An 18,013-nucleotide genomic window follows, 5' to 3' on the forward strand; every position below is an offset into this window, starting at 1 on the left:
TCTTCCGCTGCGATGATACTGGGGTGTACGTAGTCGACTTGCTGCGGTAACTAGCAATAAGCCTGACTGGTTCGGGCGTTTCTCGGCCGAGCTTTTGATCCAGAACGACGCGCAGTTGAGCGGCTGCTACATGCTCTGCGGTTAGGTCACGCTGCTCGGTCATAGCGATGGCCGCCCTCACTGTTCCCCGAGAGGTCACTCAAGAGCTCATCGAGTACGCGACCTTGGAATACATCGATTAGCAGGCACTCGTCGCGCTTCGCCAAATCGGACTGTGCGAGCTTAGTCAGCAACTTGAGCCCTGTGACCCGCTTTACCGGAGCATCATCTAGTGCGAGTTCTGCTGCCCAGGTGAAGCGTCGCCACCATTCCTCCCGGCGCCCTGCTAGTTCCCGCTGTTCGGTCGCCCGATCAGACCCATGCACGGACAGTCGGACTCCGATCAAGGCGCCGGCCGCCGTCATTAAACCGATCACGACCGACAGACCAGCCTGCAACCAGGGATTCACCATCTCGTCCTGAGCTCTTGAGGGTTGGAGATAGATGCTACTTCCATAGGTCGTGGACTGATACGCCACGAGTGGGCATAGTCTGCCGTAACAATCGCGTGGGTGGCTGGTGGCCGTCGTGGCTGCGGCGATCGCTGCCGCGCCGGCTTCGCCGACTTGCCATCGTAGAACCTGCTCCAGGCACGCGGAAAGCGGCCGGGACGGCAACCCGCCCCCGCCTAAACGGCTGGGGGCGGGTCGCCGCTCGCCGCCAGGACAGCCGCGCACCCTCCGCGCGGCCGTGCCAGCCACGTGCCAGTAGCTGGTGTCCCAGACGGTCCCCGGCGGTCATGATCGGGCACGACGACCCGACCGCTGACCAGGCGATCCGGACAGATCAGGTCAGCCGGAAACGATCTTCCAAACTGACGGTGCGGGTTCGATTCCCGTCGCCCGCTCCACACCTTCCGGCCCAGGTCAGCGGCATGATCGCTGTCTGGGCCGTGCTCGTTGCGGCGTCCTGTGGAAGGCTCGACGTCGTGGCGCGTCATGACGAGGGGACGTTCGTCGACCGGGGGCCGGCGGCCGGGCTGTACGCCTGCCCGTGCTGCGGCTATCTCACCCTGGGCGAGCGGGGCTGCTTCGAGATCTGCGACGTCTGCTTCTGGGAGGACGACGGTCAGGACGACCATGACGCCGACCGGGTACGCGGCGGCCCCAACCGGGACCTGAGCCTGCTCGACGCCCGCCGCAACTTCGCCGTGCACGCGGCGGCCGATCCGAGGGACCGTAGGCACGTCCGGCCGCCCCTGCCCGAGGAGTACCCGCCCGGGGCCGTACCCCCTGACGGCACGGGGTCGTCGTCCACCTGACCGCAGACCCGCGCGGCGTGATCGCAGCGGTCCGCCGCCGCCACCTGTTCCCCTACCGCGCCGAGTTCCCCTACCGCGCCGAGGCGCGCTGCCGGACGTCGGTCCCACCGGCTGCGGCCTCGCCCTCGGCGGCCACCAGCCAGCGCCGGTACCAGCGGGCGAAACCGAGCGGGGTGCCGTCGTCGTCGGACAGCGGCCGGAAGCCGCCGCCCTCGGCGATGTCGTCGGCCCACATCCGGCCCCGGGCGGGACCACTGACCACGAGTGCCTCCCGCAGCGCACAGCCGAGATGGCACAGGTACAGCAGGCCGACCGAGTGCTCCGGGGTCAGGACGACCCGTTCGTGCTGCTCCCAGTGGGCGTCCTGCGCGGCGGCGAACGCCTCCGGCGAGTCGTAGTCGTCCTCGTCGGGGTGGGCGGGGAGGCCGTCGGCCGGGTTGAACGCCTCGACGTGGGCGAACGGCCGCCCCAGGGCCTCCAGCGTGGTCAGGTCGGCGCCGTCGCCCTCCCACTGCCACCGCCCGTCGCGCCGGCGCAGCGGGAACAGCCCGTAGGCCGGTCCCGCGCCGCCCCGGCCCGCCTCCCGGAGGAAGGACCGGTACTCGGCGGGCAGCTCCACCTGGAGCTGCGCCTCCACCTCGGCCAACTCCCCGGCGGTCAGCGGCGGTTCGAGCTCCCACCCGTGATCGGAGGAGCCGAACACCGCGCCGGCACCGGGCGCGGCAGCCAGCCGCGCGAGCCGGCCCCGGACGTCTGACCAGTCGCCACCTGTCATGCCCGCGACGGTACAAGCATCCGGCCCGCCCCGGCCGGGTCAGAGCAGCCGACCGGTCCGGTCCCGGGCGACGATGCCGTCGAGGCGCACGCCGGGGGTGAGGTCGGCCGGGTTGAACCAGAAGATCACCAGTTCCGGGTCGGTGCTCCACCGGGCCAGCCGGGCCTCGACCTGTCGACCGTCGACGGTGCCGACGATCCGGCTCACCGGGCCGACGAAGTAGCCGAAGGTCGGCACCGGCGGGCGGTTCGCCGAGGGGGTCGCGTCGTCGTACCCGATCTCGTGGAAACCCGGTCGTCGGTCGCTGCCCCGCACGTCGTTGACGACGATGTCGTCGGTCAGGTCCCCGGCGGGGGTACGGCGACCGGCCATCAGTCCGATCCGCACCCCGGACGCCTCCGGCAGGTCGACCGCCACCATGTAGTACACCCGCTGACCGCCGCCGTACCAGATGCCGGTCTCCACCACGTCGCCGACCGGCCGCCGGTGGGAATCGGTTTCCGGCGGGGTGGCCGGGGGCGCACCGGTGGGGGCGGATCCCGGCGGGGTGGCCGGGGGCATACGGGTGGGGGCGGATCCCGGCGGGGTGGCCGGGGAGGCACCGGTGGGGGCGACGGCGCCGCCGACGGGCGGCCGGTCCGGGGCCGGCGGCCGTACCCACCGCACGCCCAACCCGACGCCGCCGGCCACCAGCACGGTGACCAGCGCCGTCGCGCCCGCACCGACGAACCGGCGGCGTCGGCGCAGCCGCCGGCCGTCGCGCATGATCGCGGTCAGGTCGAGATCGTCGTGGTACGGCCCCTCGGTCGCCCGCATCGCCCGGCGGAGCTGCTCCAGCTCGTTCACCGGGGGGCGCCCTGGGGCGTCGGGGTACCGGTGGCGCGCAGCTTCTGCAACGCCCGGGAGCTGGTGCTCTTCACCGTGCCGAGCGATACGCCCAGTTCGCGGGCCACCTGCGCCTCCGGGAGGTCGAAGTAGTAGCGGAGCACGACGATGGCCCGCTCGCGGGGGCTGAGCGCGCCGAGGATGGCGAGCAGCCAGCGGCGGGTGGCGACGTCCTCGGCGACGTCACCGTGCCGCTGCTCGGGCAGCTCGTCGGTGGGGTACTCGCGGATCGGCCGCCGCCACCCGTCGACGAGGTGGTTGACCAGGACCGTCCGGGCGTACCCGTAGGCGTCCTCGTCGCGGATCCGCGACCACGACGCGTACGTGCGGACCAGCGCGGTCTGCGCGGCGTCCTCGGCCTGGTGGTGGTTGCCGGTCATCAGGAAGGCGGCATGCGTCAACCGACCGGAGGCCGACCGGGCGAACTCGACGAACTCGGCGTCACCCCGGGCCATGCCCGCTCTTCCCGCATCCCGGCCCGCACTTCCCGCATCTCACGACACACAGGACGGGCCGGGCCACCGAAAGGTTGAGTCCGGGACGGATCAACTCTGGCGGCGGGCCGCCCGTCCTTCCCGCTACCCGTCGCCGACCGGCGCCGGGCGGAGGGAGCGTCATGGCGACGAAGGGTAGCCCTCACCGGGGCAGCGGCCGGTTCCGACGGCCGGCGGCGGCGCTGCTGGTGGCCGGCTGGTTGGCCGGCTGCGGGGTGCCCACGACGGCGGACCGGGCTGCGGCGGGACCGGCCGACCCGGCAGCGGCGGCCGGGCCGACGGCGAGCGGCGGACCTGCGGCAGCGGTCGGCGGCGTACCGCTCGCGGCGACCGGCGGACCTGTAGCGGCGGGTGGCGGGCCGACGGCGGGCCGGGCCGGGACCGCCCCGGTCAGCTATCCGGCGGACGGGAGCAACCGCTGGCAGGTCGCGGCCGGGGAGCCGGCGGCCCCCACGGGCACCGGCCGGCTGGTGCGCTACCGGGTGGCGGTGGAGCGGGACATCCGGGGGCTGCCGGTGGCCGGGTTCGCAGCCGAGGTCGGCGCGACGTTGACCGCCCCGCAGGGCTGGGCCTCGGGCGGGAGGCTGCGCCTGTGGCGGGTCGGCCCCGGCGGACCCGCCGACTTCACCGTGCACCTGGCCACCCCGGGCACCCGCGACGAGCTGTGCGGGGACGCCGCGGACGGCTACACCTCGTGCCGCAACGGCGACCGGGTGGTGGTCAACGTGGCCCGCTGGGTGAAGGGCGTGCCGGGCTACGGCGCGAGCCTGGAGACCTACCGGCGGTACGTGGTCAACCACGAGGTCGGGCACCGGCTCGGCCACGGCCACGAGCGGTGCCCGGGGCGGGGCCGACCCGCACCGGTGATGCAGCAGCAGACGCTGGGCCTGCACGGCTGCACCCCGAACGCCTGGCCGTACCGCGACGGGAGGCGCTACGCGGGGCCGGCCGGCTCCTACGCCGACACGATCCCGCCCCGCGAGCCGGGCCGCCGGGGCTGAGCCCGGTCCGGGCCGCCGGGGCTGCCGGCGCCGCCCCGAGCCGTGCCGCCACCCCGCGACGGACCGGCCGGAGCCCGGGGCGGCGCGGGCTGCGTACCATGCGGGACCGGGCATCCCCTCGTCCCGGCGGAGGTAGCGACGGATGGCAGGCCAGCAGGACGGATACGCCCTCGGGGTCGACCTGGGCACCTCCAACACCGTGGCCGTGCTGCGCTGGCCGGACGGGCGGACCCGGCCGCTGCTCGTCGACGGCCAGCCGATCCTTCCCTCCGGGGTCTACGCCGACACCGACGGCCGGTTGCACGTCGGCCGGGACGCCCAACGGCTGGCCCAGGCGGACCCGACCCGCTACGAGCCGAACCCGAAGCGTCGGGTGGACGAGCCGACGGTGCCCCTCGGCGACCGGTCGTACGCCCCGGCGGAGCTGCTCGCCGCGACCCTGTGGGCGGTCGCCGAGCAGGCGGTGGCGACGGTGGGTTTCCTGCCCCCGGCGGTGGTCACCTACCCCGCCGCCTGGCAGGAACCCCGGCGACAGGTCCTGCACGAGGCGTTGAGCCTGGCCGGGTGGCCGTCGGCGGCCGAGCACACGATGTCCGGCCCGGTGCCGGTCGGCACCCGGCTGCTGCGGGAACCGGTCGCGGCGGCCCGCTACTACACCGAGGTGCTGCGCCGGCCGGTGCCGGTGGGCGAGTCGGTCGCGGTGTTCGACTTCGGCGGCGGCACGCTGGACGTGGCGGTCGTCCGCAACGAGGGCGCCGACCCGTGGGGCGACTCGGGATTCACGGTCATCGCCACCGGCGGGATGGCCGACCTCGGTGGGCTCGACCTCGACGAGGCCCTGCTCGGCCGGCTCGGTGAGCTGGTCGGCGGGGAGCATCCGGCGCTCTGGGGCCGGCTGACCCGGCCGGAGACGACCGGCCAGTGGCGGGACCGGCAGCAGCTCCGGGACGCCGTACGCGGGGCGAAGGAGATGCTGTCCCGGGTGAGCGTCGCGCCGGTCGCGGTACCCGGCCTGGAGGCCACCGTGCCGCTCACCCGGGAGGACCTGGAGCGGCTGGCCACTCCCCTGCTGACCCGGGCCGTCGCCCGTACCCGCGAGGTGATCGCCGAGGCGGGGCTCACGCCGGACCGGCTCGCCGGGCTCTTCCTGGTCGGTGGCTCGTCCCGGGTTCCGCTGGTCGCCCGGCTGCTGCACACCGAGCTGGGCGTCGCGCCGACCGTGCTGGAGCAGCCTGAGCTGCCGGTGGCCGAGGGCGCGCTCACCGACCTGCCGCTGCCCCGCCGCAGCGGGCGTCCCGCACCGGCCGGCGCGGCGGCCCTCGCCCCGCCCGCCGGACCGCCCGGCACCACCCCGACCGGACCGGACGACGGCACTCCCGCGGCACCGAGCGGCACCCTCCCCGCCGGGCCGAGCGGCACCCTCCCCGCCGGGCCGAGCGGCACGCTGCCGGCTGCGGCGACCGGCGGGACGCTGCTGGCCACACCGGTCGCTCCCGCGCCGGTCGGCGTGCCGGGTCAGGGCGGCCGTCCCGTGGGGGCGGGCTGGCCGGGCGTACCCGGGACGGGATCGCCGACGTCGCCGGAGGCCGGCGGCCAGCCGGTGGGGCCGGTGCGGCGCGGACGTCGGAGGTGGTGGATCGGGCTCGGCGCGGGCCTGGCGCTGGCCGGGGTGCTGGGCGCGGCGGCGCTCTGGTTCACCCGGGACCGCTACCCGGCGCTCGACTTCCACATCCTGACCGAGGTGGCCCGGCCCGCCGCCGACGGGGACCGGCCGACGGCGATGTTCACTGCCGTGGCCGACGACCGCGCGTACCTGGCCTATCAGCTCCCCGACGACCGGTTGACGGTGGTCGCGGTCGACGCCGGCACCGGGAAACAGGCGTGGCGGAACACCATCGCGGCGGGCGCCCAGCGGTGGACCGGGGTCCGGGCGGTGCCCGGGGCGGTGCTGGCCGTCGCGGACGCGGCCGGCGACAGCACGCCACGGGACGTGGTGGTGCTCGACGCCGGGTCCGGCAGGGAACGGTGGCGGCTGCCGGTGCACGGGGACGACGCGGTGCACGTCACCGCCGACACCCTGGTGTGGGTGGACGGCGGCGGCAGCCGCCTGGTCGGCCTGCGGCTGCGCGACGGCAGGCAGCAGTGGGAGCAGCCCAACCCGCGCAGCGAGTACGGCGACACCCGGACCACGGTGCTGCCGGTCGGCACCGGGGCGGGCGCGGCCGGTCCCGCCCAGTTCGACGGCGCTCCGCGCACCCCCTGGCTGGGGGACGCCGACCGGCTGGTGCAGGTGGGGGCCGACCGGTCGGTCCGGGTGCTCGACATGAACAGCGGCAAGGTGCTGCGCCGCCGGGACGGGGTCGCCGACGTCACCGACCGGATGGTCGCCCACGCCGACCGGCTGTACCTCGTCGAGGAGGACCGGGGGTACAAGCTCCTCGGGTACGACCTGGGCAGTCTCGCCGAGCCGACGGTGCTCTACAGCGCGGGCGACCAGCGGCGGGTCACCGGGCTGGTGGCCTGCGGCGAGCACCGGGCCTGCCTGCTCGAGGTGCCGGACGGGGAGGCCGAGCGGACCGAGGTGGTCGCCGCCACCGAGGGCGAGGGCAGTCGTCGGTGGCCGGCGGCGGGCGGCCGCGACCTGGTGCCGGTGGGTGAGCACCTGCTCGTCCGGCGGGATTCGCCGAAGACCACGGTGAGCCTCTTCGACCCGGCCGGCAAGACGGTGCTGGCCGACCGGAAGGGTACGGCGGCCCGGGTCGACGCCGGCAACCTGCTGGTCTTCGCGGAGACCCCGAGCAGCTTCGAGGACGACCGCAGCATCGCCGGGGTGTCGACCGCCGGTGACCTGACCGAGATGGGGCAGCTCCAGGGCGTCCGCAGCGAGTCGTGTTCGTGGAACACCTCGACCATCGTGTGCGGGGCCGAGCGCGACTTCGTGCTGTACCGCTTCGCCGGCGACGGCTGAGCGGAAGACAGCCGAGCGGGCGACAGCCGAGCGGGAGACAGCGGGTGTGAGAGCCGGCCGGAGCGGGAGCCGGCCGGAGCACCGGACGCCGTCGCGCCACCGACCGCCGGGGTGACGGTCGGTGGCGCGACGGGAAACGGGTACGGGTGCCGGGCCGGTCAGCCGCCGAGGCTGGCGGCGGCCGAGGCGATCGACGCGGCGAACGTGCTCACCTGGGTGTAGACGCCGGGGGCGTTGGGTCGGGCGCAACCGTCCCCCCAGCTCACGATGCCCACCTGGATCCAGGCGTTCGCGGCGTCCCGACGGAACATCGGGCCGCCGGAGTCGCCCTGGCAGGTGTCGGTGCCACCGCTGGCGTAGCCGGCGCAGATCTCCTCGGCGGCGATCAGCTCACCGGGGTAGGAGGCGGAGCAGCTCGCGTCGCTGACGAAGGGCACGGTGGCCTTGAGCAGGTAACGCTGCTGCGCCCCACCCTCGCGGGCCGCGCCCCAGCCGGCGACGGTGAAGGTGCCGCTGTCGTACGCGGTGGTGGTGGCGATGGGCAGGGTGGCCTGCGAGGTGACCGGGGTGGCGAGCCGGATGAGCGCCCAGTCCTTGCCGCTGCCGTTGTAGCCGGGGGCCCGGTAGACGTAGTTGGACTTGACCTGGATCCGGCTGCTCGACTGGAGGTCGACCGCGCCGAGGGTCGCGGTGATGCTGGTGTTGTTGCCGGTGCGGTTCACGCAGTGGGCGGCGGTGAGCACCAGCCGGGGGCTGTAGAGCGCCCCGCCGCAGCCCATGGAGAGCCGGACCATGAACGGGAACTCGCCCTGGGCCGCCCGGGTGCCGCCGACGACCGACGGCGCGGGGTCGGCGATGGGCGCGGCGGTGGCCGGGGCGGTCAGGACGAGCGACCCGGCGGTGATCGCCACCATCGCGGCGGCCGTCCGGCCGATGAGACTGCGCCAACGGTTCACTGGGCCTCCAACCCTCGGCGGCGCCGGTGGAGCGCCGGTTCGATGGCGGGAGCCTAGAGCGATAGATCGACGGAGCTCAACATACTGATGAGGTCATACGACCACGTTCCCGCCCCGTGGGCAGCACCGACGCGGGCGTGGGGTCACCCGGCGGAGGGGGATGAAGAGGGTTCGGCGGGGTAAGACAGCGCCCGGCCTGGTGGAGTCGACCGGAGTCGTGGGTCAGCCCGCGACCGGACGCGGGCGGACCGGGTACACCACCCGGCCCGCCCGCCGTACCGGGCCACCACCCGCGCCCGGCCGGCGGCGCGATCGGTCACCGGCCGGCAGGGCAGCCGATCAGCGACGGGCGGGGCAGCCGGTCACCGGCGGCGGGGCGGTCAGTTGCCGGTGAGGAAGTTCCAGGCGTCCATCACCCACTGGGTCTGCTGGAGGTAGGCGATGCCGACCCCGGCCAGGAAGATCCCCGTCACCAGGTGCGCGCCGCGTGCGCTGCGGCGGACGCGGCCCAGTTGGCGCTCCAAGACGACCCGGCCGAGCAGCCGGGAGAGCGCGAAGAGGCCGGCCGCCACCAGCAGGCTGAGCAGGAAGGCGAGCAGCGGGGCACCCAGGTCGCCCCGGCCGGAGATGGCCCAGATACCCCAGCAGACGAAGGCGAACAGCGCGCCGGCCGCGCTCCACTCACCGCCCCGGCGCAACTGCTCGACGTGCCAGCTCATCGGCCGGCGCGGCGCGGCCGGCTCGGCCCAACCGGAGTCGTCGTGGTCGACCACCGGGAACGGCTCGGTGCGCGGAGCCCGGGGCTGCCCCACCGAGGCGACGCCCCGGCGGAACGGATCCCGCTGCGGCGGCACCCCGACACCGGGCTGGGGCGGCACCTCGACGGTCCGCTCGGCCCACGGCTGTGTCTGGTCTGCCATTTCGTTTCCTCCCCATGACCGGTGCCGGCCGTCGACCGGTCCACCGTCTTCGAGGGTAGCGAGCGGACAAACCGCCGCGGCCGACCCGGCCCGGGGCCGCCGGGCGGTACGGTCGGCAGATGGCGGATGCGGAGCGGCGACGACGCCGGTTACGGCACTCACCCCAGCCGGCGGACGGCACGGACGGGCCACCGGCCGCGGTCACCGCGGAGGTACACGACGGGGCTGCCGCACCCCGACCCCGGCGGTCCGCCCCGGGCGGCGAGGACGGCGAGCGGGGACTGCGGGGGCTGGTCGGTTCCGGCTCGTCGCAGGTCGGGGTGAGCGCGGCGCTGCGCGCCCGGGACGCGGCCCGGCCCACCGAGCGGGACCTGGCCGAGGCCGAGGAACGGCTGGTGATCATCCGACGGAACTGGGTGCCCCGGGAGGACCTGCCCCGCTCGGGCCGCTGACCGGCGTCACCGGGGACGGCTCGGGCCGGTGACCGGGCCTGACCCGGCGGACCGGGGCCGGTGACCGGCGTCACCCGGGCCGGGCCGGGCGGCGGGCCGGGACCGGGCCAGCCGACGGCCGGCCCGGTCGGTGTCTGGGGGCGGGTCAGGGCAGGTCGGGCAGTTCGCGGGTGCGCTCGTACTCGGCCACCTGGGCGATCCGCCGACCGTGCCGCTCGTTGCCGGAGAACGGGGTGGTGAGGAACGCCTCGACGATGGCCGCGGCCTCGTCCAGGGTGTGCTGGCGGGCACCGACGGCCACCACGTTGGCGTCGTTGTGCTGCCGACCGAGCTGGGCGGTCTCGACGCTCCAGGCCAGCGCCGCCCGGACGCCGACGACCTTGTTGGCGGCGATCTGCTCGCCGTTGCCGGAGCCGCCGATGACCACGCCCAGGCTGCCCGGGTCGGCCACCACCCGGTCACCGGTGTGCAGGCAGAAGGTCGGGTAGTCGTCGTCGGGGTCGAAGGCGTGCGGGCCGAGGTCGACCAGCTCGTATCCCTGCTTGGCCAGGTGATTGGCCAGGTGCACCTTCAACTCGAAGCCGGCGTGATCGGATCCCAGGTAGACGCGCATACCGGGCAGTCTGTCAGGGCCGCGCCCCGGCCCGCCGTGGGGGCGGCGTGCCGGGGCGGATTCGTCACACGGTCAGCGGGGCAGTTCGGCGACGACCAGACCGCCGCGCGCCTTCGGGGTGAACCAGGTGCTCTTGCGGGGCATCTTCTCCCGGGCCAGGTTGACCGCGACGAAGTCGTCCACGGTCACCGGGGCGATCAGGACGGCCAGCTCGGCCCGGCCGGCGTCGACCTCGCCGGTCAGCCAGCTCGCCGGGTAGTCGCCGCCGACGTAGGTGATCCGCTTGTCGCCCGGGTCGAGGCCGAGGGCGTCGCGCAGCAGCAGCCGTTCGACCAGGGCGTGGTCGAGGTTCTCCAGCCGGGCGGCGTCGGCGTCGTGCGGCAGGGTCACCGCGTACCCCTGGCCGGCGAGGCGGAGGTGCACGGTGCCGCCGGCCGCCGGGACCTCGACCGGGCCGTCGATCGGGGCGAGCTGCGCCCCGGCGGCGCGGAGCCGGTCGAGCAGCTCGTCGGGGGTGCTGGTCAGCTCGCTGACCAGCCGGTTGTAGGGCTGGATGGCGACCGACGCCGGCGTGGTGACCACCGCGAGGAAGCGCGGGAAGCCGCCGGTCTGCGCGGCCAGGCTGCGGTGGTTGCCGTCGGCGACCACCAGCTCGCCGCCGCCGGCCAGCGCGGTCAGCGCGTCCTGGTCGGGGCCGGGGCCGAGCAGCCAGATGGCGTGCGTCCGGCCGGCCTGGTCGGTGTCGGTGGCCGCCGGAACGCCCGCCGCGTCGGTCGCCGCCGCGAGCGCGGCGTGCAGCTCGTCGCCCCGCCCGGTCTGCAACAGGAGTACGGGCGAGAGCAGGTGACCCAGCGCCTCGGCCAGGGCGACCCGCTCCCGCACCTTGGCGATGAAGACGTCCTCGTTGCGGATCACCAGGCCGGGCTCGTCGGCGCTGGTGGAGATCTGGTCGGTGTCGACCATCGCGAACAGCCCGTACGCCGGCTCCTCGCCCGGGGCGCTGATCCGGTAGAGGACGACGACCTGCTCGGCCGGGGTGTAGCTACCGTCGGCCTTCGCCTCGGTGAGCCGGGCCACCGCGTCGCCGAGCGAATCGAGGAAGGACTTCCCGAGACTCTCCGGCGCCCGGTGGGGCATCTCGATGCCGAGGGCACTGTGCGGGTTCGCCTCGATGATCGCGGTGATCTCCGCGTCGTCGGCGAACTCGTCGTAGTTCTGCGCGCCGGTGCCGCCAGTGGTGATCCAGGCCCGGGTGATCGGATGCACGACCGTCATGGGGCTTGACGCTACCGGCGCGGGCACCCACCATCACGCCGACCCCGGGGCCGGTCCACCAGATGAACCGTCCCGTCGTCCGGGCCCGCCCCGGGCCGGGTCACTCGAAGATGGGCCCCAGCGTGCGGGAGCGCTTCAGCTCGTAGAAGCCGGGGGTGCCGGCGACCAGCAGGACGCCGTCCCAGAGCCGGCCGGCGGCTTCGCCCTTCGGGGCCGGGGTGACCACCGGGCCGAAGAAGGCGACAGTGCCGCCGTCCGGGCCGGGGGCGTGCACCACGGGGGTGCCGACGTCGGTGCCGACCGGCCGCATGCCGGCCTCGTGACTGGCCCGCAGCGCCTCGTCGTACCCGGTGGAGTCGGCGGCGTCGGCGAAGGCCGGGTCCAGCCCGACGTCGGCCAGCGCGGCGGTGATCATCTCCCGGCCGAGCGGTTCCTTGCCGAGGTGGATCCGGGTGCCCATCGCGGTGTAGAGCCGCGCCAGCGTCGCGCCGCCGTGCGCCTGCTCGACGGCGATGCAGACCCGCACCGGCCCCCAGCCCCGCTCCATCATCTCCCGGTACTGCTCGGGCAGCTCCCGGCCCTCGTTGAGCACCGCCAGGCTCATCACGTGATAGCTGATCTCCACGTTGCGGACCTGTTCGACCTCCAGGAGCCAACGGGAGGTGATCCAGGCCCACGGGCACAGCGGGTCGAACCACATGTCGACGGCGACACGTTCGGTCACGGTCAGGTCCCTTCCTCGGGCCGGGCCGGCCGGCAGGCCCGACAGGCTGGCCTTTCGATCCTCACCCCGGACGGCACCGATCGGTAGCGGAATGAGAGCGTGACGTCGACCACCGCACGGTCGGTGCATGGAAGACTCGGCTCGGGTCGCCGCCACGAGCGGCCGGCAGGGGCTGGCGCAGCCGTGAGGCGGCGAGAGTGGGATGGAGACGAAAGTGCCAGGAGTGCGCAACCTGACCCAGGCCGAGGCCACCGAGCGGGCCCGCCTGCTGGAGGTCACCGGGTACGACATCGACCTCGACCTGTCGACCGCGGTGCAGGCCGAGGGCCGCACCTTCCGGTCGGTGACCGAGGTCAGGTTCCGCTGTGCCGAACCCGGTGCCGGCACCTTCATCGAGACCGCCGCCGAGTCGGTGCGCGCGGCCACGTTGAACGGCGAGCCGGTGGACCTCGCCGACTGGTCGGCCGAGAAGGGCCTGGCGCTGACCGGGCTGGCCGCCGAGAACGTGCTCGTGGTGGACGCCGAGTTCGGCTACTCCAACAGCGGCCAGGGCCTGCACCGCACGGTCGACCCGGTCGACGGTGAGACGTACCTCTACAGCCAGTTCGAGACCGCCGACGCGCAGAAGGTGTTCGCCTGTTTCGACCAGCCCGACCTCAAGAGCGTGTACACCTGGCACGCCACCGTCCCGGCGCACTGGCGGGTGGTCTCCAACATGCCCGCCGAGCGGGAGGAACCGGCCGGCGAGGGGCTCAAGACCGTCCACTTCACCACCTCGGCGCGGATGAGCACCTACATCACCGCGCTCTGCGCCGGCCCGTACCACGAGGTGCGGGACAGCCACGACGGCATCGACCTGGGGGTCTTCTGCCGGGCCTCGATGGCGCCCCACCTGGACGCCGACGACCTGTTCCTGGTCACCCGGCAGGGCTTCGACTTCTTCCACCAGCAGTTCGGGGTGCGCTACCCGCTGCCCAAGTACGACCAGCTCTGGGTGCCCGACTTCAACGCCGGCGCGATGGAGAACTTCGGCTGCGTCACCCACGCCGAGTCGCACTACCTGTTCCGCTCGCAGGTCACCGACTTCGAGTACGAGCAGCGGGCCAACACGATCCTGCACGAGCTGGCCCACATGTGGTTCGGCGACCTGGTCACCATGCGCTGGTGGAACGACCTGTGGCTCAACGAGTCGTTCGCCGAGTGGGCCAGCCACTGGTGCAACACCCACGCCACCCGGTTCTCCGAGGCGTGGACGACCTTCCTGTCGATCCGCAAGAACTGGGGTTACCGGCAGGACCAGCTCTCCTCCACCCACCCGGTCTACTGCGAGATGCCGGACCTGGAGGCGGTCGAGGTCAACTTCGACGGCATCACGTACGCCAAGGGCGCCAGCGTGCTCAAGCAGCTCGTGGCGTACGTCGGCGAGGAGCCGTTCCTGGCCGGGCTGCGGGCGTACTTCGCCAAGTACGCCTGGGGCAACGCCACCTTCGACGACCTGCTCACCGAGCTGGAGACGGCCTCCGGCCGGGAGCTGCGCAAGTTCGCCGCCCAGTGGCTGGAGACCGCCCAGGTCAACACCCTGCGTCCCGAGGTGACCATCGGGGCCGACGGCGGCTACGAGCGGGTGCTGGTCCGGCAGGAGGCACCCGCCGGCCACCCGACGCTGCGCACCCACCGGATCGGGGTCGGCCTGTACGACCTCACCGACGGCCGGCTGGTCCGCCGGGAACGGATCGAGGTGGACGTCACCGGCGAGAAGACCGAGCTGTCGGCGCTGCACGGCCGGCCCGCCGCCGACGTGCTGCTGCTCAACGACGACGACCTGACGTACACCAAGCTGCGGCTCGACGAGCGGTCGATGGCCACCGTGGTGCCGCACATCGCCGGCTTCGAGTCGTCGCTGGCCCGGGCGCTGTGCTGGACGGCGGCCTGGGACATGCTCCGGGACGCCGAGCTGTCCGCCCGCGACTACGTGGCGCTGGTGCTGGCCGGGCTGCCCGCCGAGGCCGACATCAACCTGGTCACCGCCACCCTGCGGCAGGCCAGCACCGCGCTGGTCTTCTACGCCGACCCCGCCTGGGCGCCGACCGGCTGGGCCGCGCTGTCGCGGACCGCGAAGGCGACCCTGGCGGCGGCCGAGCCGGGCAGCGGCTTCCAGCTCGCCTGGGCCCGCGCGTACGCCTCGGCGGCCCGCTCCGACGAGGACCTGGCGACGCTGCGCGGTTGGCTGGCCGGCACCGGCGTGCCGGCCGGGCTGACCATCGACACCGAACTGCGGTGGACGGTGTTGCAGTCGCTGGTGGCCAACGGGGCCGCCGGCACCGCCGAGATCGAGGCGGAGCTGGCCGGCGACCGGACGGCCTCCGGTGAGCGGGAGGCCGCGTACGCGCACGCGCTGGTGCCGACCGAGGAGAACAAGGCGGCGGTGTGGTCCCTGCTGACCGGTGCCGACGCGCTGCCGAACTGGCGTAACCGGGCGCTGTTGCAGGGGCTGACCCACCCGGCGCAGGTCGCGCTGACCGCGCCGTACCGCGAGCGCTACTTCGCCACCGTGGCGCAGGTGTGGGCGCAGCGGGACAGCGAGCCGGCGCAGGAGTTCGTGCAGCTCGCGTACCCGGCCTATCTGGTCGAGGAGGAGACGGTGGCGGCCACCGACGCCTGGCTCGCCGGGGACGGCCACCCGGCCCCGCTGCGCCGGCTGGTGGCCGAGGGGCGCGACGGGGTGGTCCGCGCGTTGAAGGCCCGCGCCCGGGACGCCCGCAGCGGCTGACGTCGAGGTGCACGGCCCGGGGCCGGCGCGGGTGCGAGCCCACGCCGGCCCCGGGCCGTTATCGTGGGCCGAGGAGGTGAGCGATGGCACAGCCGACGTACGAGTGGCGGCCACCCGAGCGGGACTGGCGCGAACAGGACCTGTACGAGCTGCCCGAGGACGGGAACCGCTACGAGATCATCGACGGGAGTCTGCACGTGACCCCTCCGGCCGGCCCGTACCATCACGAACTCGCGGACGACATCCGGATGGCGCTGCGGCAGAGCGCGCCCGCCGACTGGCGGGTGATCCGCGAGATCGGGGTCCGGGTGCCGGCCGGTAACCTCATCCCGGACGTCACCGTGCTCCGGCCGGGTGCCCCCCGGGACCGGATGTGGGCCGACCCGTCGGACGTCGCTCTGGTCGTCGAGGTGGAATCGCCCAACAGCCGTCGCCACGACCGCCTGACCAAACCGGCGCTCTACGCGGAGTCCGGCATTCCCGCCTACTGGCGGGTGGAGCGGAGCGACTTCGGTCCCGTCGTCTACCGGTACACCCTGGTCAAGGGAGTGCACTACAACCTGCTCGGCACCGTCGGCCCGGATGAGCCGGTACCGGTCGACGAGCCGTGGCCGATGCGACTCGATCCCCGCGACTGGCCCCGCTGACCGGCAGCCGGCCGCTTCGGCACCAACGGACGCGACGGAGCCCGGTCCGCGGGGTGCGGGCCGGGCTCCGGGCTGTTCGGGACGTGCGGGTGGGGCTCAGCCCCGACCGGCGTGGCTGGCCAGCTGGTCGAGGCCCTGGATGATGCCGCCGGCCAGGTCCCCGCCGCCGAACGACGCCACCATGGACAGCGCGGCCAGCTTCACGTACGTGTCGGGGATGCGCTTGCGGGCGTACCGGCCGGTGACGACCTCCAGCTGGCGCTGGTTGGGCGACACGGCGATCAGCACCGACCTGTCCGGCTCGGCGAGCTGGCGGTGCAGCCGCTCGGCGTGCTCCCGGACCGGCTCGTCGAGGCCGCCGACGTAGACCGAGAAGACCAGGCCGCTGCCCTGGTCGGCCAGGCGCAGCGCCTCGTCGATGCGCAGCAGCTGGCGGGTCGAGAACGGCCCGTCCAGCACCTCGGGCGGGGTGCCCGTACCGGCCTGGTCGACCTGCTCACCAACGGTCACTTGCGCCTCCGGTTCCACCGGCCGGCGCCTCGATGCCGGCCTGCTGCTGCTTGTGGCTGGTCAGCGCCGGCGCCTGGGCACCGGCGGCCAGGGCGGTGCCGGCCGAGTCGGCCAGCTGCTCCGGGCGGCCCAGGAACCAGACGGGCGTGAAGTCGAAGCGTCGGCCGGGGCGGTAGCGCTTGGCGCCGCCGCCGCTGCCGTGGTTGGCGGCGTAGACCAGCCCGACGATCACCAGCACCACCGCCGCCGGGATGCCGACGAAGATCAGCAACGTGTCAGTGACAGACAATCCCAACGCCCCCAGGCGGTAAGAGAGACCAGAGCTTCCGGGTCGGGTGGACGAGCATGGCATCGAGCTCCCGAGTCCGCTGCCATTCACGTTAGCGGAGCCGGCCCCCCGCGAGCCTGCGGGGTGCCGATCCCACCTGTCACTCCAGTGTCCCAGTGACCTCGCGGTGGCGACGAGTCGGGTCGCGCGCCCCGTCCTGCCGGTGTCGCGCGCCCCCATCCTGCCGGTTCGGCGCGCGGTGCGCCGGGGCGACACGGGCGGCGCGGGTGTGGCGTCCGCCCCATCTTCCGCTGGCATGACCCGATCGGGATTGCCGGACGGCGCGACGGGGCGCGGAGGATGACCACAGTCGATCGACCGAGGTCGGTCGCGTCCGGTCCCGCCACCCCCAGGGAGTACCCGTGCAACCTGTGCCCGCCCTGCACCCCCACCCCGTCCGGTCCGGCCCCCGTCGGCCCTGGCCCCGGCTGGTCGCCCGTCCCCTGCTGGCGCTCGCCCTGGTCGGTGGCGGGGCGCTCGCCGCGCCGGGCGCGCCGGCCGCGGCCGGCGACGGCCGAAGCGCCGCCGCGGTCGCCGCCAACCCCTACGAGCGCGGTCCCGCCCCCACGGTGAGCAGCATCGAGGCCACCCGTGGCCCGTTCGCCATCGCCCAGAGCACCGTCGCCGCGTCCGCGGTGAGCGGCTTCCGGGGCGGCACCGTCTACTACCCCACCAGCACCGCCGAGGGCACCTTCGGCGCGGTGGCCATCTCCCCCGGCTACACCGCCAGCCAGTCCAGCGTCGCCTGGCTCGGCCCCCGGCTGGCCTCGCAGGGCTTCGTGGTGATCACCATCGACACCCTCTCGGTGTACGACCAGCCGGCCTCCCGGGGCACCCAGCTGCTCGCCGCCCTGGACTACCTGACCGGCAGCAGCGCGGTGCGTACCCGGATCGACCGGAACCGGCTCGCGGTGATGGGGCACTCGATGGGCGGCGGAGGCAGCCTGTCGGCGGCCAACACCCGGCCGACGTTGCAGGCGGCCATCCCGCTGACCGGCTGGCACACGGTCAAGAACTGGTCGTCGGTACGGGTGCCGACGCTGGTGGTCGGCGCGGAGAACGACTCGACCGCGCCGGTGTCGTCGCACTCGGAGCCGTTCTACACCAGCCTGCCGGCCAGCCTGGACAAGGCGTACCTGGAGCTGAACGCCGCCGGCCACTCCGCGCCCACCTCGGCGAACGTCACGGTGGCGAAGTACAGCATCTCCTGGCTGAAGCGGTTCGTCGACGACGACACCCGCTACGAGCAGTTCCTCTGCCCGGCTCCCCGGGGCAGTGCGATCGAGGAGTACCGGGACACCTGCCCGCACTCCTGATCCCCTCCGGTCGGACCCG

The 18,013-nt window shown here is 74.1% G+C and carries 17 protein-coding genes; 7 read left to right on the forward strand and 10 right to left on the reverse strand.

The window, feature by feature from the left end:
- Positions 1 to 973: 973 nt before the first annotated feature.
- Positions 974 to 1,360, forward strand: a complete 387-nt coding sequence (locus O7625_RS00685; protein ID WP_282343540.1) for a CPCC family cysteine-rich protein — start codon at positions 974 to 976, stop codon at positions 1,358 to 1,360.
- Between the two features lie 70 nt (positions 1,361 to 1,430).
- On the opposite strand, the gene O7625_RS00690 is transcribed toward O7625_RS00685, so the two are convergent.
- The 3 genes from O7625_RS00690 to O7625_RS00700 are packed head-to-tail and all read right to left on the reverse strand — an operon-like array spanning position 1,431 to position 3,475.
- Positions 1,431 to 2,135: an SMI1/KNR4 family protein gene (locus O7625_RS00690; protein WP_282343541.1), complete on the reverse strand. Its 705-nt coding sequence runs from the start codon at positions 2,133 to 2,135 to the stop codon at positions 1,431 to 1,433.
- A 39-nt stretch (positions 2,136 to 2,174) separates the two neighbouring features.
- Complete coding sequence (locus O7625_RS00695) at positions 2,175 to 2,981, reverse strand: hypothetical protein (RefSeq protein WP_282343543.1); 807 nt, start codon at positions 2,979 to 2,981, stop codon at positions 2,175 to 2,177.
- A complete protein-coding gene (locus O7625_RS00700; RefSeq protein ID WP_282343545.1) occupies positions 2,978 to 3,475 on the reverse strand; it encodes a SigE family RNA polymerase sigma factor in 498 nt (165 codons plus the stop codon). Before O7625_RS00700 ends, O7625_RS00695 begins: the two co-directional genes overlap by 4 nt.
- A gap of 161 nt (positions 3,476 to 3,636) precedes the next feature.
- Between O7625_RS00700 and O7625_RS00705 the strand changes: the two genes are divergently transcribed.
- Both O7625_RS00705 and O7625_RS00710 read left to right on the forward strand, forming a co-directional pair.
- Positions 3,637 to 4,515, forward strand: a complete 879-nt coding sequence (locus O7625_RS00705) for a DUF3152 domain-containing protein (RefSeq protein WP_282343546.1) — start codon at positions 3,637 to 3,639, stop codon at positions 4,513 to 4,515.
- A 142-nt stretch (positions 4,516 to 4,657) separates the two neighbouring features.
- Complete coding sequence (locus O7625_RS00710; protein WP_282343547.1) at positions 4,658 to 7,483, forward strand: Hsp70 family protein; 2,826 nt, start codon at positions 4,658 to 4,660, stop codon at positions 7,481 to 7,483.
- Between the two features lie 158 nt (positions 7,484 to 7,641).
- Here the strand turns inward: O7625_RS00710 and O7625_RS00715 are convergent, their stop codons facing one another.
- Both O7625_RS00715 and O7625_RS00720 read right to left on the reverse strand, forming a co-directional pair.
- Entirely contained in the window at positions 7,642 to 8,439 is a 798-nt protein-coding gene (locus O7625_RS00715; RefSeq protein ID WP_067310671.1) for a serine protease, read from the reverse strand.
- Between the two features lie 380 nt (positions 8,440 to 8,819).
- Entirely contained in the window at positions 8,820 to 9,359 is a 540-nt protein-coding gene (locus O7625_RS00720; protein WP_282343549.1) for a hypothetical protein, read from the reverse strand.
- Between the two features lie 119 nt (positions 9,360 to 9,478).
- On the opposite strand from O7625_RS00720, the gene O7625_RS00725 reads away from it, so the two are divergent.
- Complete coding sequence (locus O7625_RS00725; RefSeq protein WP_282343550.1) at positions 9,479 to 9,811, forward strand: hypothetical protein; 333 nt, start codon at positions 9,479 to 9,481, stop codon at positions 9,809 to 9,811.
- 145 nt (positions 9,812 to 9,956) lie between these two features.
- On the opposite strand, the gene O7625_RS00730 is transcribed toward O7625_RS00725, so the two are convergent.
- The 3 genes from O7625_RS00730 to O7625_RS00740 form a co-directional block, all read right to left on the reverse strand.
- Positions 9,957 to 10,424: a ribose-5-phosphate isomerase gene (locus tag O7625_RS00730; protein WP_067310681.1), complete on the reverse strand. Its 468-nt coding sequence runs from the start codon at positions 10,422 to 10,424 to the stop codon at positions 9,957 to 9,959.
- A 72-nt stretch (positions 10,425 to 10,496) separates the two neighbouring features.
- Positions 10,497 to 11,699: a DUF1015 family protein gene (locus O7625_RS00735; protein ID WP_282343553.1), complete on the reverse strand. Its 1,203-nt coding sequence runs from the start codon at positions 11,697 to 11,699 to the stop codon at positions 10,497 to 10,499.
- Positions 11,700 to 11,799: 100 nt separating this feature from the next.
- Complete coding sequence (locus O7625_RS00740; protein ID WP_282343555.1) at positions 11,800 to 12,423, reverse strand: DsbA family protein; 624 nt, start codon at positions 12,421 to 12,423, stop codon at positions 11,800 to 11,802.
- A gap of 223 nt (positions 12,424 to 12,646) precedes the next feature.
- Here O7625_RS00740 and pepN point away from each other — a divergent pair, with 223 nt between their 5' ends.
- Together pepN and O7625_RS00750 are read left to right on the forward strand one after the other, a co-directional pair.
- Positions 12,647 to 15,193 carry an aminopeptidase N gene (gene pepN, locus O7625_RS00745; protein ID WP_282346755.1) on the forward strand — a complete coding sequence of 849 codons (2,547 nt, stop codon included), beginning with the start codon at positions 12,647 to 12,649 and terminating at the stop codon, positions 15,191 to 15,193.
- A gap of 83 nt (positions 15,194 to 15,276) precedes the next feature.
- Positions 15,277 to 15,840, forward strand: a complete 564-nt coding sequence (locus tag O7625_RS00750; RefSeq protein WP_067310694.1) for a Uma2 family endonuclease — start codon at positions 15,277 to 15,279, stop codon at positions 15,838 to 15,840.
- A gap of 96 nt (positions 15,841 to 15,936) precedes the next feature.
- Here the strand turns inward: O7625_RS00750 and O7625_RS00755 are convergent, their stop codons facing one another.
- On the reverse strand, positions 15,937 to 16,350 hold the full coding sequence (locus O7625_RS00755) for a DUF5130 family protein (RefSeq protein ID WP_067310697.1): 414 nt from the start codon (positions 16,348 to 16,350) through the stop codon (positions 15,937 to 15,939).
- Positions 16,337 to 16,621, reverse strand: a complete 285-nt coding sequence (locus tag O7625_RS00760; protein WP_067310700.1) for a hypothetical protein — start codon at positions 16,619 to 16,621, stop codon at positions 16,337 to 16,339. Before O7625_RS00760 ends, O7625_RS00755 begins: the two co-directional genes overlap by 14 nt.
- Before the next feature lie 428 nt (positions 16,622 to 17,049).
- Here O7625_RS00760 and O7625_RS00765 point away from each other — a divergent pair, with 428 nt between their 5' ends.
- Entirely contained in the window at positions 17,050 to 17,994 is a 945-nt protein-coding gene (locus O7625_RS00765) for an alpha/beta hydrolase (RefSeq protein WP_282346756.1), read from the forward strand.
- The last annotated feature ends 19 nt before the right edge of the window (positions 17,995 to 18,013 follow it).

The sequence above is a fragment of the Micromonospora sp. WMMD714 genome (assembly GCF_029581315.1).
GTDB classification, from domain to species: Bacteria; Actinomycetota; Actinomycetes; order Mycobacteriales; family Micromonosporaceae; genus Micromonospora; species Micromonospora rifamycinica.

What these genes read in the sequence shown, in the direction of transcription:
- O7625_RS00725 (WP_282343550.1), top strand. Translation starts at nt 9,479, where the DNA reads ATGGCGGATGCGGAGCGGCGACGACGCCGGTTACGGCACTCACCCCAG.
- O7625_RS00730 (WP_067310681.1), bottom strand. Translation starts at nt 10,424, where the DNA reads ATGCGCGTCTACCTGGGATCCGATCACGCCGGCTTCGAGTTGAAGGTG.
- O7625_RS00750 (WP_067310694.1), top strand. Translation starts at nt 15,277, where the DNA reads ATGGCACAGCCGACGTACGAGTGGCGGCCACCCGAGCGGGACTGGCGC.
- O7625_RS00690 (WP_282343541.1), bottom strand. Translation starts at nt 2,135, where the DNA reads ATGACAGGTGGCGACTGGTCAGACGTCCGGGGCCGGCTCGCGCGGCTG.
- O7625_RS00720 (WP_282343549.1), bottom strand. Translation starts at nt 9,359, where the DNA reads ATGGCAGACCAGACACAGCCGTGGGCCGAGCGGACCGTCGAGGTGCCG.
- O7625_RS00705 (WP_282343546.1), top strand. Translation starts at nt 3,637, where the DNA reads ATGGCGACGAAGGGTAGCCCTCACCGGGGCAGCGGCCGGTTCCGACGG.
- O7625_RS00700 (WP_282343545.1), bottom strand. Translation starts at nt 3,475, where the DNA reads ATGGCCCGGGGTGACGCCGAGTTCGTCGAGTTCGCCCGGTCGGCCTCC.
- O7625_RS00685 (WP_282343540.1), top strand. Translation starts at nt 974, where the DNA reads ATGATCGCTGTCTGGGCCGTGCTCGTTGCGGCGTCCTGTGGAAGGCTC.
- O7625_RS00710 (WP_282343547.1), top strand. Translation starts at nt 4,658, where the DNA reads ATGGCAGGCCAGCAGGACGGATACGCCCTCGGGGTCGACCTGGGCACC.
- O7625_RS00735 (WP_282343553.1), bottom strand. Translation starts at nt 11,699, where the DNA reads ATGACGGTCGTGCATCCGATCACCCGGGCCTGGATCACCACTGGCGGC.